The organism is Pantoea anthophila (assembly GCF_006494375.1).
GTDB classification, from domain to species: domain Bacteria; phylum Pseudomonadota; class Gammaproteobacteria; order Enterobacterales; family Enterobacteriaceae; genus Pantoea; species Pantoea anthophila.
Genome location: NZ_VHIZ01000066.1, coordinates 203,675 through 220,356 on the forward strand (window position 1 = coordinate 203,675; position 16,682 = coordinate 220,356).

At 58.4% G+C, this 16,682-nt stretch carries 16 protein-coding genes; 10 read left to right on the top strand and 6 right to left on the bottom strand.

Features of this window, described 5'->3' with window-relative positions:
- Positions 1-56: 56 nt before the first annotated feature.
- From rpe to trpS, 3 genes are read left to right on the top strand one after another with little or no spacing between them, the layout of a single operon-like run.
- A complete protein-coding gene (rpe, locus tag FJW00_RS22055; protein WP_009087670.1) occupies positions 57-740 on the top strand; it encodes a ribulose-phosphate 3-epimerase in 684 nt (227 codons plus the stop codon).
- Positions 724-1,401: a phosphoglycolate phosphatase gene (locus FJW00_RS22060; RefSeq protein WP_140925657.1), complete on the top strand. Its 678-nt coding sequence runs from the start codon at positions 724-726 to the stop codon at positions 1,399-1,401. The genes rpe and FJW00_RS22060 overlap by 17 nt, the downstream gene beginning before the upstream one ends.
- A 16-nt stretch (positions 1,402-1,417) precedes the next feature.
- Positions 1,418-2,419, top strand: a complete 1,002-nt coding sequence (gene trpS / locus FJW00_RS22065) for a tryptophan--tRNA ligase (protein WP_009087666.1) — start codon at positions 1,418-1,420, stop codon at positions 2,417-2,419.
- A 56-nt stretch (positions 2,420-2,475) separates the two neighbouring features.
- Here trpS and cysG read toward each other — a convergent pair whose 3' ends face one another.
- Genes cysG through nirB form a run of 3 tightly spaced genes read right to left on the bottom strand, consistent with a single transcriptional unit; the run spans position 2,476 to position 6,748 of the window.
- A complete protein-coding gene (gene cysG / locus FJW00_RS22070) occupies positions 2,476-3,840 on the bottom strand; it encodes a siroheme synthase CysG (protein ID WP_140925658.1) in 1,365 nt (454 codons plus the stop codon).
- A gap of 44 nt (positions 3,841-3,884) precedes the next feature.
- Positions 3,885-4,211, bottom strand: coding sequence for a nitrite reductase small subunit NirD (gene nirD, locus FJW00_RS22075; protein ID WP_140925659.1), 327 nt, complete (start codon positions 4,209-4,211; stop codon positions 3,885-3,887).
- Entirely contained in the window at positions 4,208-6,748 is a 2,541-nt protein-coding gene (gene nirB / locus FJW00_RS22080; RefSeq protein ID WP_140925660.1) for a nitrite reductase large subunit NirB, read from the bottom strand. Before nirB ends, nirD begins: the two co-directional genes overlap by 4 nt.
- A gap of 215 nt (positions 6,749-6,963) precedes the next feature.
- On the opposite strand from nirB, the gene FJW00_RS22085 reads away from it, so the two are divergent.
- Complete coding sequence (locus tag FJW00_RS22085) at positions 6,964-8,241, top strand: cytosine deaminase (RefSeq protein WP_140925661.1); 1,278 nt, start codon at positions 6,964-6,966, stop codon at positions 8,239-8,241.
- 35 nt (positions 8,242-8,276) lie between these two features.
- Here the strand turns inward: FJW00_RS22085 and tsgA are convergent, their stop codons facing one another.
- Positions 8,277-9,455 (bottom strand): MFS transporter TsgA, encoded by a 1,179-nt coding sequence (gene tsgA / locus FJW00_RS22090; RefSeq protein WP_140925662.1) that lies wholly within the window; start codon positions 9,453-9,455, stop codon positions 8,277-8,279.
- Between the two features lie 263 nt (positions 9,456-9,718).
- Between tsgA and ppiA the strand changes: the two genes are divergently transcribed.
- From ppiA to argD, 5 genes are all read left to right on the top strand, one after another.
- On the top strand, positions 9,719-10,291 hold the full coding sequence (ppiA, locus tag FJW00_RS22095; RefSeq protein ID WP_111207891.1) for a peptidylprolyl isomerase A: 573 nt from the start codon (positions 9,719-9,721) through the stop codon (positions 10,289-10,291).
- 99 nt (positions 10,292-10,390) lie between these two features.
- A complete protein-coding gene (locus tag FJW00_RS22100; RefSeq protein ID WP_009087653.1) occupies positions 10,391-10,561 on the top strand; it encodes a YhfG family protein in 171 nt (56 codons plus the stop codon).
- Positions 10,551-11,144: a putative adenosine monophosphate-protein transferase Fic gene (locus FJW00_RS22105; RefSeq protein WP_009087652.1), complete on the top strand. Its 594-nt coding sequence runs from the start codon at positions 10,551-10,553 to the stop codon at positions 11,142-11,144. Before FJW00_RS22100 ends, FJW00_RS22105 begins: the two co-directional genes overlap by 11 nt.
- Positions 11,145-11,185: 41 nt before the next feature.
- Positions 11,186-11,761: an aminodeoxychorismate/anthranilate synthase component II gene (locus tag FJW00_RS22110; protein WP_140925663.1), complete on the top strand. Its 576-nt coding sequence runs from the start codon at positions 11,186-11,188 to the stop codon at positions 11,759-11,761.
- 81 nt (positions 11,762-11,842) lie between these two features.
- Positions 11,843-13,063 (top strand): bifunctional acetylornithine/succinyldiaminopimelate transaminase, encoded by a 1,221-nt coding sequence (gene argD, locus FJW00_RS22115; RefSeq protein ID WP_140925664.1) that lies wholly within the window; start codon positions 11,843-11,845, stop codon positions 13,061-13,063.
- Here argD and FJW00_RS22120 read toward each other — a convergent pair.
- Positions 13,053-15,140, bottom strand: coding sequence for a YccS/YhfK family putative transporter (locus FJW00_RS22120; RefSeq protein ID WP_009087646.1), 2,088 nt, complete (start codon positions 15,138-15,140; stop codon positions 13,053-13,055). The genes argD and FJW00_RS22120 overlap by 11 nt on opposite strands.
- A gap of 57 nt (positions 15,141-15,197) precedes the next feature.
- On the bottom strand, positions 15,198-15,830 hold the full coding sequence (gene crp / locus FJW00_RS22125) for a cAMP-activated global transcriptional regulator CRP (RefSeq protein WP_003852956.1): 633 nt from the start codon (positions 15,828-15,830) through the stop codon (positions 15,198-15,200).
- Positions 15,831-16,133: 303 nt separating this feature from the next.
- Between crp and FJW00_RS22130 the strand changes: the two genes are divergently transcribed.
- A complete protein-coding gene (locus FJW00_RS22130; protein WP_009087644.1) occupies positions 16,134-16,538 on the top strand; it encodes an OsmC family protein in 405 nt (134 codons plus the stop codon).
- Positions 16,539-16,682 lie beyond the last annotated feature (144 nt).

Here is a 16,682-nt window from a genome sequence, read left to right on the forward strand (position 1 = left end):
CGCGACCAACGCATTACGCCAGCCTGAGTGCTGGCGCACAACAGTGGGAGAATCGGATGAAACAATATTTGCTGGCCCCTTCAATCCTGTCGGCGGACTTTGCCCGCCTGGGCGAAGATACAGCCAAAGCGCTGGCGGCCGGAGGTGACGTGGTTCACTTCGACGTGATGGACAACCACTACGTGCCAAACCTGACCATGGGTCCGATGGTGCTGAAAGCCCTGCGTGACTATGGCATCACCGCCCCTATCGATGTGCATCTGATGGTGAAACCCGTCGATGCGCTGATCCCGGAATTCGCCAAAGCGGGTGCCACCTATATCACCTTTCATCCCGAAGCCAGCGAACACGTTGACCGCACCCTGCAGCTGATTAAAGAGCATGGCTGCAAAGCCGGTCTGGTCTTTAATCCGGCGACCCCGCTGAGCTACCTCGATTACGTCATGGATAAGCTGGATATCATTCTGCTGATGTCTGTAAACCCGGGCTTTGGCGGTCAGTCATTTATCCCGGGCACCCTGGATAAACTGCGTGAAGCGCGCCGGCGTATCGATCAGAGCGGCTACAACATCCGTCTGGAAGTGGATGGCGGTGTGAAGATCGACAACATTGGCCAGATTGCCGCCGCCGGTGCCGACATGTTTGTTGCCGGTTCCGCCATCTTCGGTCATCCCGACTATAAAAAAGTCATCGACGACATGCGCAACGAACTGGAGAAGGCCAATGGCTCATTTCACTGATATTCGTGCGCTGGCGTTTGATCTGGATGGCACCCTGGTGGATAGCGCACCCGGCCTTGCCGAGGCTATCGACCGCACGCTGAACGACCTGCGTCTGCCGCAGGCGGGCCTGGCGCGGGTCTCCACGTGGATTGGCAACGGTGCCGATATCATGATGGCGCGCGCGCTGACCTTTGCGCTGGGCCGCGAACCGCAGCCGGAAGAGCAGCGCGATGCGCGGGCGCTGTTTGACCGGCACTACGCCGATACCGTGGAGGCGGGCAGTACGCTGTTTCCGCACGTGAAGCAGACGCTGGCAGCCCTTAAAACGACCGGACTGCCGATGGCGATTGTCACCAACAAGCCGACGCCGTTTGTGGCGCCGCTGCTGGAATCGCTGGGGATTGCCGATGCGTTTTCGCTGATTATTGGTGGCGATGATGTGCCGGTTAAAAAACCGCATCCGGCCGCCATTTTTATGGTGCTTGGCACCTTTGGGGTGCTGCAGGATCAGCTGCTGTTTGTCGGCGACTCCCGCAATGATATCCAGGCGGCGCAGGCGGCAGGCGTGCCCAATGTGGCCATGACCTATGGCTATAACTATGGCGAGCCGATTGCCACCAGCCAGCCCGATTTAACTCTCGACTCTTTCGACGAACTTTTGCCCGCTCTGGGGCTGTAAATATCAGGACTTAAGTATGAAACCCATCGTTTTCAGCGGCGCACAGCCGTCCGGCGAACTGACCATCGGCAACTATATGGGTGCGCTGCGTCAGTGGGTGCAGATGCAGGATGATTACCACTGCATTTACTGCATCGTTGATCTGCATGCTATCACCGTGCGTCAGGACCCTGCCGCACTGCGTAAAGCGACGCTGGACACGCTGGCGCTCTATCTTGCCTGCGGCATCGACCCGCAAAAAAGCACCATCTTTGTTCAGTCCCATGTGCCGGAGCATACGCAGCTGAGCTGGATCCTGAACTGCTACGCCTATTTCGGTGAGCTGAGCCGCATGACGCAGTTCAAGGATAAATCCGCACGCTACGAAGAGAACATCAATGCCGGTCTGTTCGACTATCCGGTGCTGATGGCGGCGGACATTCTGCTCTATCAGACCCATCAGGTGCCGGTCGGTGAAGATCAGAAACAGCATCTGGAGCTGAGCCGTGATATCGCGCATCGTTTCAATGCGCTGTATGGCGACATCTTCAAGGTGCCGGAGCCGTTCATTCCGAAGTCTGGCGCGCGCGTGATGTCGCTGCTGGAACCGACGAAAAAGATGTCCAAGTCTGACGACAACCGCAACAACGTGATCGGCCTGCTGGAAGATCCGAAAGCGGTGGTGAAGAAGATTAAACGCGCCGTCACCGACTCTGAAGAGCCACCTGTGGTGCGCTACGACGTGAAAGAGAAGGCGGGCGTCTCTAACCTGCTGGATATTCTGTCGGGCGTGACCGGTCAGAGTATCGCCGAGCTTGAGCAGGCGTTTGAGGGCAAGATGTATGGCCATCTGAAAGGCGCGGTGGCGGATGCGGTGTCGGGCATGCTCTCTGAGCTGCAGGAGCGTTATCACACCTTCCGCAACGACGAAGCACTGCTGGAGCAGGTGATGCGTGATGGCGCGGCGAAAGCACGCGCACAGGCGCAGGAAACCCTGAAAAAGGTGTATGAGGCGGTGGGCTTCGTTGCGATGCCGTAACGGCTGAGCAGTCAATGAAACGGCGGACATGATGTCCGCCGTTTTTATTTGTCGATTCAGAACCAGCGCAGCGTCTCGCGCAGACTGACCACGCTGCCTATGATGACCAGACCCGGACTGCTCACCTGTCCGGCCAGACTCTCCAGTTCGCTCAGCGTGCCGGTCACCACCCGCTGACGCGGTGTGGTGCCGTTCTCCACCAGCGCCACCGGCATGTCGCTGCGCATCCCGTGTCGGATCAGCTGCTGCGCTATCTCTGCGGCCTGCGTCAGCCCCATGTAAAAGACCAGCGTCTGCTGTTCCGCCGCCAGCGTCTGCCAGGCGAGGGTGCCCGTTTTCTGCAGATGGCCGGTAACCAGCCTGACGCTCTGCGCATGATTGCGGTGGGTCAGGGGAATGCCGCTGTAGGCCGCGCAGCCTGACGCGGCGGTGATCCCTGGCACCACGCTGAAAGGGATCTGCTGCTGTGCCAGCGCCTCCAGCTCTTCGCCGCCCCGTCCAAAGATAAAGGGATCGCCCCCTTTCAGCCGTACCACCCGCTTTCCGCGCTGCGCCTGTTCGCAGAGCAGCTGATTAATCGACGCCTGCGGCACGCAGTGATGTCCGGCGCGTTTACCCACGAAGATACGCTCGGCATCGCGGCGCACCAGATCCAGGACCGCATCGGAGACCAGGCGGTCATAGACGATGACGTCCGCCTGCTGAATAAGCTGTAAGCCTTTCAGGGTCAGTAGTCCGGCATCGCCTGGCCCGGCACCGACCAGCGCCACCTCCCCCTGGCGGGCCGGATCGGCGTCAAAAAGCGCGTCAGCGATCTGCTCTGCACGCGGCCTGTCGCCGTTCGCCAGCGATTGCGCCAGTCGCTCGCTGTGAAAGAAGCGCTCCCAGAAGCGGCGGCGGGCACCTGGCGCGCCATACTGCTTTTTCACCCGCGCGCGCAGGTGACCGGCCAGCTGCGCCAGCTGGCCGAGATGTTGCGGCAGCCTCGCCTCCAGCTTCTCCCGCAGCAGGCGCGCCAGCACCGGCGCCCGTCCGCCGGACGACACCGCCACCATCAGCGGGGAACGATCGATGATCGATGGCACAATCGCGCTGGCCTGCTGCGGTGCATCCACCAGGTTACAGAAGATCTGCTGCCTTTCCGCCGCTTCCGCCACCTGCTGATTGACCGCGTTGTCGCTGGTGGCGGCCACCACCAGCCAGCAGCCGTTTAGCCAGTGCGGATCGAAATGTCCCGGCAGCAGCGTAACCGCACGCTTCTGTGCCCACGCCCGGAAGGCGGGCGAAAAATCAGGGGCACCCACCCGGAGTTCGGCACCGGCTTCCAGCAGCAGGCGGGCTTTGCGCTCCGCCACATCACCCGCACCCACCAGCAGACAGCGCCGGCCCTGCAGGCGGCAGAAGAGGGGGAAGTAGTCCATCAGCGATCCTTAAAAAAGCCCGCCGGAGCGGGCTGTGAAGAGAGTTACAGGCAGACTTCGACCTGTCCGGCATTGACCCGCACCGGCCAGGCGGCCACGTTGCGCGAGGCATCCTCCATACAGACACCATCGCTGAGACGAAAACGCTGCTTTTTCAGCGGGCTGGCCACCCAGAGCGCATCCTGATGTTCCGCGATGATGCCGCGCGACAGCACACTGGCCCCGGCGAACGGGTCGATATTGCTGATGGCATAGAGCTGTTCATCATCGCGTGGACGGAAGATGGCGATCTGCTCGCCGCTGACCAGCGCACAGACGCCCGTGGCGGGCAGGATCTGCGTCAGCGCGCACACCGGATGCCACTGGCTCATGATTTCGTCTCCTCTGTCAGGGTGATGGCAATACGCTCATCGGCGCGGGCCGGACGGTGCTGGTCGCGTTCGGCCACCCGCTGTATGCCAGGGTCGCGCTGCGGCGAGTTGATAAAGTGGGCGAAGCGCGACAGGGACGGTTCCTCTTCCAGCGTGACTTTCCATTCACAGCGGACAGTGGCGCGCAGCGCAGCCAGCTGCTGCTCCAGCTGGCTGTTGAGACCGAGCCGGTCATCCATGATCACCGAACGCAGATAGTCGATACCGCCCTCCATGCTCTCCAGCCACAGCGAGGTGCGCTGCAGACGATCGGCAGTACGGATATAGAACATCATGAAGCGGTCAAGCGCGGCGATCAGGGTCTCCTGATCCAGATCGGCGGCCAGCAGGTCGCCATGCCGCGGCTTCATGCCGCCGTTGCCGCAGACGTAAAGGTTCCAGCCTTTTTCGGTGGCGATGATGCCGACATCTTTCCCCTGGGCTTCCGCGCACTCTCGGGTGCAGCCGGAGACGCCAAATTTCATCTTATGCGGGGTGCGGATGCCTTTGTAGCGGTTCTCCAGCATCACGCCCAGAGCGAGACTGTCGCCGACTCCATAGCGGCACCAGGCGCTGCCGACGCAGGTTTTCGCCATTCGCAGTGCCTTAGCGTAGGCCTGGCCGGTTTCGAAGCCGGCGTCGATCAGCTGTGACCAGATGGCGGGCAGATCGTCTTTCTGCGCCCCGAAAAGGCCGATGCGCTGTGAGCCGGTGATTTTGGTGTAGAGCTGGTAGCGCCCGGCGATCTCACCTATCGCTTTCAGTCCCTGCGGCGTGATTTCCCCACCGGGGGAGCGCGGGATCACGGAGTAGGTGCCATCCTTCTGAATATTGCCCAGGCAGAGGTCATTACTGTCCTGCAGCGGCGCGTGCTGGGGTTTGAGCACATACTCATTCCAGCAGGAGGCGAGCAGCGAACCCACCGTGGGCTTGCAGACTTCACAGCCGTAGCCCTGGCCATAGCGGGCCAGCAGTTCATCAAAAGTTTTGATCTCTTCCACCTGAATCAGGTGATACAGCGCCTGACGGGAATACGCAAAATGGGCGCAAAGATGGTCGCTGACCGCAATCCCCTGGCGGCTGAGCTCACTGTTGAGCACCTGTGTGAGCAGCGGAATACAACCGCCGCAGCCGGTGCCTGCACGGGTGGTGGTTTTCAGTGCAGCCACGGTGTGGCAGCCCGCCTGTACCGCCTGCACAATATCGCCTTTAGTGACGTCGAAGCAGGAGCAGATTTGCGCGCTCTCCGGCAGAGAGTCGACGCCGATAGCCGGTTTTTCACCGCTGCCTGTGGGCAGAATCAGCGCTTCCGGCTGGTCTGGCAGCGGAATCGCGTTCAGCACCAGCTGCAGCAGGTTGCCAAAGTCGCGGGTGTCGCCCACCAGCACGGCCCCCAGCAGGGTTTTCTGATCCTCACTGAGAATCAGGCGTTTATAGATCGATTTGCCTTCGTCCAGCCAGACCACGCTGCGGGCACCCGGCGTGATGCCGCGCGTATCACCAATCCCGCCGACATCGACCCCGAGCAGCTTGAGTTTCGCGCTCATGTCCGCGCCGGTAAAGGCATTGTCGCGGCCCAGCAGATGGTCGCTGGCAACCTGGGCCATTTTGTACCCCGGTGCCACCAGGCCATAGGCCCGATTCTGCCAGGCGGCACATTCACCTATCGCGTAGATAGCGGGGTCGCTGGTGCGACACTGGTCATCAATCGCGATGCCGCCGCGCGGCCCCAGCGTCAAGCCACACTGCTTCGCCAGCGCGTCCTGCGGACGGATACCGGTGGAGAAGACGATAAAATCGACCGCCAGCGTGCTGCCATCGGCAAACTGCAGCGTTTTGCCGCCCTGTGCATGATGCACAATCTGTTGGGTATTTTTGCCGGTGTGGACCCGTACACCCATCTCTTCGATCCTGCGACGGAGCTGCTCTCCGCCTTGCTGATCCAGCTGTTCTGCCATCAGCACGGGGGCAAATTCTATAACGTGGGTTTCTATGCCCAGATTTTTCAGGGCACCCGCCGCTTCCAGGCCCAGCAGACCCCCGCCAATCACCGCGCCACGTGAGCTGCGGCGTGAGCAGGCCTCAATCGCATCAAGATCCTCAAGGGTGCGGTAGACAAAGCAGTCGCTGCCGTCCGCTCCCTTAATCGGCGGGACCCAGGGATAAGAGCCGGTGGCAAAAATCAGCGTGTCGTAGCGGACCGTGCGACCGGTGCTGGAGTGGATCAGTTTCTCATCACGGTTAAGGGCGATGGCGCGCTCGCCCAGCAGCAGCGTGACCTGATGTTTCTCGTAATACCCTTTACGCACCAGCGAGAGTTCTTCTGCGGTGTGGTGGGAGAAGTAAGCCGAGAGGTGGACACGATCGTAGGCGACGCGCGGTTCTTCACAAAAGACGGTCAGCGAAAACCGGTCAGGTTCCGCTTTCTCCATTAACTCTTCTATGAAGCGGTGGCCGACCATGCCGTTACCGATAACGACGACATTGTGCTTGCTCATTTTTGCCTCAGATTTGCGATTTCTGCGGCTACAATAGCGCGCCCTTTCTGGCGCTTATTGATGTACATCAACCACCCGGCCATATACCTATTTAGAGTTAGGTGGTTGATTTGAATTGATTTTATCCGGAAGAGCTAACCCGCTGATAATCCGGTATTGCGGCCGGGACGACGATTCGTGCTAGTTTTAACCAAAACCCGGATAAGGAGCTGGCAATGCGGTCACCCAAGTGGATTAACAACGTGCGTTTACCCTGGCGGGAAGGTCTGTGGCAGATCGAAATTGCCGACGGCAGGATTGTCCGCCTCTCGGCCCAGCCCCAGCAGGCGACACCGGCCGATCAGTCACTGGACGGCGAGGGCGGTCTGGCCTGTGCGCCCTTTATTGAGCCACACATTCATCTGGATACCACCCAGACCGCGGGTCAGCCCGCGTGGAATCAGTCCGGCACCCTGTTTGAAGGCATAGAGCGCTGGGCGGAACGCAAGGCGATGCTCAGTCACGAGGATGTTAAACAGCGGGCGATGCAGACGCTGAAGTGGCAAATCGCCAACGGCATCCAGTTTGTTCGCACCCACGTTGACGTCTCCGATCCCTCCCTGACGGCGCTCAAAGCGATGCTGGAGCTGAAGGCGGAGGTGGCCCCCTGGATAACCCTGCAGATCGTCGCCTTTCCGCAGGAGGGGATCCTCTCCTATCCCAACGGGGAGGCGCTGCTGGAGGAGGCGCTGCGGCTGGGTGCTGATGTGGTCGGGGCGATTCCGCACTATGAATTTACCCGCGAATATGGCGTGGAGTCGCTGCATAAGACCTTTGCGCTGGCGAACCGCTACGACCGGCTGATCGATGTTCACTGCGATGAGATCGATGATGAGCAGTCGCGCTTTGTGGAAACCGTGGCGGCGCTGGCCCACCGCGACGGCAACGGCGCACGCGTGACCGCCAGCCACACCACCGCCATGCACTCCTATAACGGTGCCTACACTTCGCGGCTGTTCCGCCTGCTGAAGCTGTCGGGCATTAACTTTGTCGCGAACCCGCTGGTCAATATTCATCTGCAGGGGCGTTTCGACACCTATCCTAAGCGGCGCGGCATTACGCGGGTGAAAGAGATGCTGGAGGCGGAGATCAACGTCTGCTTCGGTCACGACGACGTGTTTGATCCCTGGTATCCGCTCGGAACTGCCAGCATGCTGCAGGTGCTGCACATGGGCTTACATGTCTGTCAGCTGATGGGCTACGAGCAGATTGATGCGGGGCTGGATCTGATTACGCATAACAGCGCGAAGACGATGCAGCTTGCAGGCTATGGCATTCAGAGCGGCAACGAGGCGAGCCTGATCATTCTGCCGGCTGAGAGTGGCTTTGATGCGGTGAGAAGGCAGGTTCCGGTGCGCTACTCGGTGCGGCGTGGCACCGTCGTGGCCGAAACAAAACCGGCGGAAAGTGAAATTTACTGGCGGGAGCGGGAGCGCATAGATTTCCGGCGTTAACGAGCAGGGCGGCGATGAATCGCCGCCCTGAAGCATTAATGCGTGATGTGACCGTGCGTACGATGACGGCTGACAAAGCCGAGCAGCGCACACATGACAAACACCACCGCGTAAAGCGCGTTGGCGGTCACCAGTGCGGTATGCACTCCGCTTTTCTCAACGATAGGCGCCGTCACCACAAAGGTCAGCATGGTGCCGACGGTGCCACAGGTCAGGATAAAGTTCACCAGCTTCGGTGAGGCGACTTTGGTCTGCAGCGAACCCAGCGTGATGATGGTGGTGTAGATCGCACTGGAGCTGAAGCCAAGAATCATGATGATCCATTTCAGCATGCCGGCATCGTTGCTGCTGACGAACCAGTACATCAGCACCGTGGCCAGACCCGCCAGCACCATCAGAATGCGCTGCAGGTCGAAGAAGCGCAGCAGGAAGCTGAAGACCCACATGCCGACCATATAGGCTGTCCAGAAGCTGCCCACCAGCTGTCCGGCATCATTGATGTTCATGCCCATGACTTTGGTGGCATATTCCGGCACCCAGGAGATGAAGCCCAGCTGGCCGAGAATGTAGCAGAGAGCCGCCACTGCCAGCAGCAGCACGCCCAGACCCCATTTCTCTTTTTCCACCGTCGGGCTGTTTTCAGGCTTGCGCAGCACCGGGAACTCCACACACAGCGTCATGATGAAGATCGCGACGTAGATGAAGCCGATGCAGACGTAGACCCAGTACCACGGCAGCTGACGCGCCAGCAGGATCCCGGCCAGGACCGGAAACAGCGTGCCCGCCATGCTGAAGAAGGAGTCCGTGAAGAGCAGGCGGGAACCACGCTGACGACCCTCATACAGATGGGTGATCAGGAAGGTGCCGATCGACATGGTAATGCCGCTGACCACGCCCAGCACAAACATACAGAGCGAGAAGATGGTCAGATCGCGGCTGGTCATCAATCCGACGATCGCCAGGACCATCAGAACGAAGCCGAAAATCAGCTGGCGCTTCAGGGGCACAATCACCATCAGCCAGGCATTCAGGAAGACCGCAGCCAGGATGCCGCTGTTGAGGAAGGTGAAGGTGTTACTCATGCTGGAGACAGGGATCTGGAAATCTTTTGCGATATCGCCCATTACCATGCCGGTAACGATTACCAGTGCGCCCGTCAGCGCATAGGAGAAAAAGCTTATCCAGGTAAGGCCAATACGATTTCGGTTTGTCATGTTCTGAACCTGTTAGGGACCGGGTGCCAAAAAGTGTCAGAAAGTGTAAACGGAACTGTGATCTTAATAAACAAGCAGTGAAACTACAGATCCAAATTTCATGTGTTGTGTGATTTTAATCACGTAATTGCTGAGGGTTAACGTTTGCGTCTCGCTTTTGCGCAGGCAGCGTAAATATAGGTAAAACGCTGGCTCTTGTATTCCATGCTCTTTACACTTAATCACTTTTTTCGATCCCCACTCTCCAGGGTAAGGAACCTTTCATGTTCAAACGTACTTTAACAGCGGCCATTACCCTGTTAGCGCTCTCATCTGTTTCCGCCCAGGCGCTGGCCGCAAAAGGCGACACGCACGTTCTGCTTACCACCTCCGCCGGTAATATCGAACTCGAACTGAATAACCAGAAAGCGCCGGTTACCGTAAAAAACTTCGTTGATTACGTTAACAGCGGTTTTTACAACAACACCATTTTTCACCGCGTGATCCCGGGCTTTATGGTGCAGGGCGGCGGTTTCACCACCGATATGCAGCAGAAGCAGACCAACGCGCCGATCAAAAATGAAGCCGATAATGGCCTGCGCAACCTGCGTGGCACCATCTCGATGGCGCGTACTGCGGATAAAGACAGCGCGACCAGCCAGTTCTTCCTCAACGTGGCGGATAACGCCTTCCTTGACCATGGACAGCGCGATTTTGGCTACGCCGTTTTCGGTAAGATTGTGAAAGGCCAGGATGTGGTTGAAAAAATTTCTCAGGTGCCGACCAAAGATGTTGGCCCTTACCAGAATGTCCCGTCTAAACCGGTCGTTATCCTCTCCGCGAAAGTCCTGCCTTAACGCCTTTTGTCGCCATCTGCGGATGGCGATCGCCCGCCGCCTCCGGCAAAGCCAGAATTTGCTCTTATACTTAGGGCAAAAACCTGAGCAGGAGGCGGCATGGCGAACAAACTCACCGAAAAACAGAAGGTCACACTGTGGCAACAGCGGCGCAGCGCCAGCTATCAGGCCAGCTGTCGGCTGGAGGGCTTCACACCGAATGAGATCAGCGTGAAGAGTGACGATGCGGAAACGCGTCTGGCGTCACTGAGGAGGCAATATGGACTCTAACAGCGCCGTCAGCCAGGACCCTTACCTGTGGCAGCACGACAATGTGCTGAAAAATCTGGCCGAAATTCACGATGCCGCCCAGTTGCGTAAGGCGGAGCTGAGCTTCAGTGCGGCGCGTCTCGCCACGCTGGAACTGGGGCCCCGCAACCCCGGTTTGCCCTGGCTGCGTCAGATTCACCGCACCCTGTTCCAGGATCTCTACAGCTGGGCCGGTGAACTGCGCACCATCGATATCTGGCGCGATGAGACGCCGTTCTGTCATTTCGAATATATCGAAAAAGAGGGCAACGCCCTGATGGCCGCGCTGGAAGAGGAGAAGGGGCTGGCTGACCTCCCGCGTGACGCCTTTATCCCGCGTATCGCCCACTACTATTGTGAAATTAACATGCTGCATCCGTTCCGCCATGGCAACGGGCGGGCCCAGCGCATCTTCTTCGAACAGCTGGCGCTGCATGCCGGGTATCTGCTGACGTGGGAAGAGACCGATGCGGAGAGCTGGAAAGCGGCTAATCAGGCAGGTGTGGCGGGCGATCTGGCTCCGCTGGAGGCGGTTTTTGCGAAAGTGGTGAGTGAGGCGGCTTAACCACGTAGAATAGCGGCGCGGTTTATCATTCTGGATCAGTCATGCTGCTGCTTATCGACAACTACGACTCCTTTACCTGGAATCTTTATCAATATTTCTGCGAACTGGATGCGCAGGTTAAGGTGGTGCGCAATGACGCCATCACGCTGGAGCAGATGGCTGCCTTACCGCTGACCCATCTGGTGATCTCTCCCGGTCCCTGTACGCCTTCGGAGTCGGGGATCTCACTGGCGGCCATCCGCCACTTTGCCGGGCAGCTGCCGGTGCTGGGCGTTTGTCTGGGTCATCAGGCTATCGCGCAGGCGTATGGTGCGCAGGTGGTCCGCGCCCGTCAGGTGATGCACGGCAAAACCTCCGCCATTCAGCACACCGGCAAAGGCGTGTTCCGCAATCTCAACAATCCTCTGACTGTCACCCGTTACCATTCGCTGATCGTGCAGCGCGAGACGCTGCCCGATACGTTCGAGGTCACCGCCTGGAGTCTGCGCGACGGTGAGCCCGACGAGATCATGGGTTTCCGCCATAAAACGCTGGCGCTGGAAGGCGTGCAGTTTCATCCCGAGAGCATTCTCAGCGAGCAGGGGCATCAGCTGCTGCGCAATTTCCTGACGCAATAAGTTGCCTTTGAGTGATTTTTTATGCATATTTTGTGATTATTATTTCAATGTTGCACAACTATCATTCAAATGGGGTCATCAATGGCGGCGGAAAAAATTGCGGTTACCCGGGAGACGTTCGATAACGTTATTTTGCCTGTTTATGCACCTGCGCAGTTTGTGCCGGTAAAAGGCAAAGGCAGTCGTGTATGGGATCAGCGGGGCAAAGAGTATATCGATTTCTCCGGCGGGATCGCCGTCACCGCACTGGGCCACTGCCATCCGGCGCTGGTGGAGGCGCTGAAAAGCCAGGGCGAAACGCTGTGGCATACCAGCAACGTTTTCACCAACGAACCGGCCCTGCGCCTGGCCAGTAAGCTGATCCAGTCCACCTTTGCGGAGCGCGTTTTCTTTGCTAACTCCGGTGCCGAAGCGAACGAAGCCGCCTTTAAGCTGGCGCGTTACTACGCCTGCAAACGTCACAGCCCTTTCAAAAGTAAGATCATCGCCTTTCATAACGCCTTCCACGGGCGGACGCTGTTTACCGTCACGGTTGGCGGTCAGCCAAAATATTCAGACGGCTTCGGCCCGAAACCGGCGGACATCGTGCATGTGCCGTTCAATGACCTGGAGGCGGTAAAAGCGGTTATCGACGATCACACCTGTGCCATCGTGGTGGAACCGATTCAGGGCGAAGGCGGCGTGATGCCCGCGACGCAGGCCTTTATGCAGGGACTGCGTGAGCTGTGCGATAAGCATCAGGCGCTGCTGGTGCTGGACGAAGTGCAGAGCGGTATGGGCCGCAGCGGCAAGCTGTTCGCCTATGAGCACTATGGTGTTCAGCCCGATATCCTGACCTCAGCCAAAGCGCTGGGCGGCGGTTTCCCGGTCAGCGCCATGCTGACCACCAATGAGATCGCCTCGACGATGGCGCCAGGCGTGCATGGCACTACCTACGGCGGCAACCCGCTGGCCTGTGCGATTGCCGAAACCGCACTCGATATCATCAATACGCCAGAGGTACTGTCAGGCGTTGAGGCGCGTCGTCAGCACTTTGTGAACGCCTTACAGGCTATCGATGCGAAGTACGATCTGTTCAGCGATATTCGCGGCAAGGGGCTGCTGATTGGCGCGGCGCTGAAACCGCAGCATGCCGGACGGTCGCGCGATATCCTCAATGCCGCGGCCGCTGAAGGCGTGATGGTGCTGGTCGCCGGCACCGACGTGATGCGTTTTGCCCCGTCGCTGATCATCGAGCCTGCTGACATCGAAGAGGGCATGAGCCGCTTTGCCACGGCTGTCGGCAAAGTGCTCAACGGCTAGCGGATTTCTTCCGTAAGTGTCTGATCAGCCAGCGGCCATGTTGTGGTCGCTGGCTCCACGCCAGCGAGGAGATGGTGTGCATGACGCTGAGATGATCGAGAATGCGTCGCACATGCTGCTCCACCACCGTTACCGGTCCTTCACTGATATTCCCCAGCTCATCCAGCAGATTAACCTGCGAACTGGCACCCTCATATTCCAGCCGCTGCTGACAGCGTTGCAGCGCGATCTCACAGGATTGCAGGTAACGTTCCGCCAGCGAGGGGGTCAGCATGGTGTGCTCACGCGCCAGAATGGTCATCGCATTGATGTGCTCGACGATAAACTGGCTGTGCGTGACCCAGAGCCGCATATCTTTCAGATACTGGGCGTTGAAACCCGGCTCCTGCATCGCCTGATTCAGCGAGTTAAACAGCGCATTGTGCGCCTGATTCACCTGCACGCGCTGATAAGCCAGCTTGCCGGGTGCCTGTTCCTCTCCCAGCAGGAGGCGCAGCGCATCCTGATAGGTTTCCAGCGCGTCATGGGCATTTTGCCGCAGTAAGCCACTCTGCCACTGCGGCCAGAGCCAGATCATGCCGCCAAAGGCGATCAGACAGCCCATCAGCGTATCCATCAGTCGCGGCAGCAGAAACTGCGCGCCATTCAGTGAGAGGAGCTGCAGCGAGTAAACCGCAGTGACCGTAAAGCCAATCATCGACCAGCCATAAAACTGACGGGTAAAGCGATAGCTGATAAAGGTAATCGCCAGCATCACCAGCAGGACGACAGGTTCCGGCACCGCCAGACGCAGTGTGGCCGCCGCGACCACCAGACCGGCAAAGGTGCCGAGCGCACGGTGCTGGATACGGACGCGGGTGGCGCTGTAGCCGTTCTGGCTGACGAACATGATCGTCATCAGAATCCAGTAGGGCTTAGGGATGTTGAAGAAGAGCGCCAGCGCGCTGCCCAGCATCAGCATGACCGCAAAGCGACCGGCAGTGCGCAGCGCTGAGGAGCGAAATGAGAGGTAGCTGCGCAGCGCCGGGAGCAGCGGCAGACGGCGCTGTCGGTCAGCCATCAGGTCGCGCTGGTAAAGCGGTTTCTGGGTGCGCAGCACCCGCGCAATGCGGTTGAAGTGATAAAGGCAGAAATGGCCCACCGGATTGTCGGGATGCTGACGGGCGATCTTCTCCAGCGCGCCAAGCTGTTTATCCATCGCAAAACGATCGGCTAACTGGTGGTAGAGAATGGTATCGGCCAGCACCCGCAGCCGGGCTGAGATGGTTTTGGCGTTCCAGCGGATCACCGCTTCAGCATGGCTCTGCTCAACCAGTTTCTGCACCTCTTCCGGCCGGTGCAGGCTGACCGAAATGTGCTCCTGCAGATCCAGCGCCACCTGAAAGGCGCGCGTCAGCCGTTTATGGCTGTTGTCGCGGCTCGCCGACAGCATATGCATCTGCTGATAACAGGTGTTGATCAAATCGACCACTTTCTGCTGCCGAGCCAGCAGCGGTGGCAGGGCCTTCTCCGGATCGGTCAGCTGCGTCAGCAGGGTATATTTGGCGTCGCAGTAGTTCGCCAGCTCGCGGTAGATCAGGCTCAGGCTTTCGCGCATCGGCTGCTCTTTCCACAGCCAGAACCAGAACCAGTTAAACACGCCATACCAGAGGGTACCGCCGATATAGAGCAGCGGTGGCACATAGATGGGCATGCGGCCCGTCAGGCTCAGGGTAAAAATAGCGGCGATGAGGGTGCCGGAGAGCAGGCGGCCATGCAGCGGGCTGATCTCCCCGGTGACGCCCAGCAGCAGGGGCATCGCAAACAGGATCAGCGGCAGCGGAACCGCATGCAGGGTAAGCCATTGGATCAGGAAGCTGCCAAGCGCAAACAGGCTGCCGCCCACAATCAGACGTTTGAAGAAGCGTTTATGCGGGGTATCGAGACCGGCAATGTTGCAGCAGGCGGGAACTAACGAGAACAGCAGACCTTTTTGCAGGTCGCCAGCCAGCCAGCCCAGCGCGACCGGCAGGCAGAGCACCAGCGTTTGCCGCAGGGCATAGTTCACTTCAGGGTGATAAATAATTCGACGCCACATCGGCTCAGCACAAACAATAACGGCGTGATGCGAACATCACGCCGTGGATGACAGGAATTAGCGGGTGCCGTAAACGACGATGGTTTTGCCGTGTGCAGAGATCAGATTCTGATCTTCCAGCATCTTCAGAATACGGCCCACGGTTTCGCGTGAACAACCTACAATCTGGCCAATTTCCTGACGGGTAATTTTAATTTGCATGCCGTCGGGATGCGTCATGGCATCTGGCTGTTTCGCCAGGTTAAGCAGAGTCTGTGCAATGCGTCCGGTCACGTCGAGGAAAGCGAGGTTACCCACTTTTTCTGACGTTACCTGCAGGCGACGCGCCATCTGCGACGAGAGTCGCATCAGGATGTCAGGGTTCACCTGAATCAGCTGGCGGAATTTCTTGTAGGAGATCTCCGCCACTTCGCACGCGCTTTTAGCACGAACCCAGGCGCTGCGCTCCTGACCTTCTTCAAACAGGCCAAGCTCGCCGATGAAATCCCCCTGATTCAGGTAGGAAAGAATCATCTCTTTGCCTTCTTCATCTTTGATCAGAACCGCGACGGAACCTTTCACGATGTAGTAAAGCGTTTCAGCTTTTTCACCTTGGTGAATCAGCGTACTTTTGGATGGATACTTGTGAATATGGCAATGGGACAGGAACCATTCGAGTGTAGGGTCTGTTTGCGGTTTGCCGAGAACCATTCGCTATTATCCTCTGTTGTAATCGTGCCCAAAATACAGGGGGCAGTTTTCCCTGTCAGGCGGTGAAAGCTTCAAGCGTTTCCTTTTCAGGAAATTATTCGGGCCGCATCAGGCGCAGTGCGCATCATTCTTCCCGGCTTCGCCATCGGGTGACGAAAAATATTTTCAGCTCTGTTTGTAGCACAGCTTTTGCCGACTGTCTTCTGTTGTCTCGCTTCAGCTAAGGGCGGATTTCTCTGGATTGCTGTTTATCAGGCGAAAGCGTACTCTGGCGACAAAACAGCGTATTCCGGAGCAAAAATCATGCAGGCAAGAGTGAAATGGGTAGAAGGGATGACATTCCTTGGTGAGTCATCCTCCGGCCATCAGATCCTGATGGATGGCAATTCAGGGGATAAAGCGCCCAGCCCAATGGAGATGGTGCTGATGGCGGCGGGCGGATGCAGCGCGATCGACGTGGTATCAATTCTGCAAAAAGGCCGCAACGATGTGGCTGATTGTGAAGTAAAACTGACCTCAGAACGTCGTGAAGAGGCGCCGCGAATCTTTACGCACATCAACCTGCATTTTATCGTGAGTGGTAAAGCACTCCAGGATAAAGCGGTCTCACGCGCGGTGGATCTTTCTGCTGAAAAATATTGCTCGGTGGCCATCATGCTGGGGAAAGGTGTGACGATGACGCATAGCTATGAGGTGGTTGAGCTGTAATAGCCGCAGGTTTTTTTAAAGTTGCTGGCAGTCCGGTGTGAGGCCGTGCCTGCGCAGGAAACCGGGTCAGATCGGAAAGTCGCTTGAGCCAATCCATGGCCGCTCGGCCCGCGCGATTACGCACCTCATCCCTGAGGTGCGCCC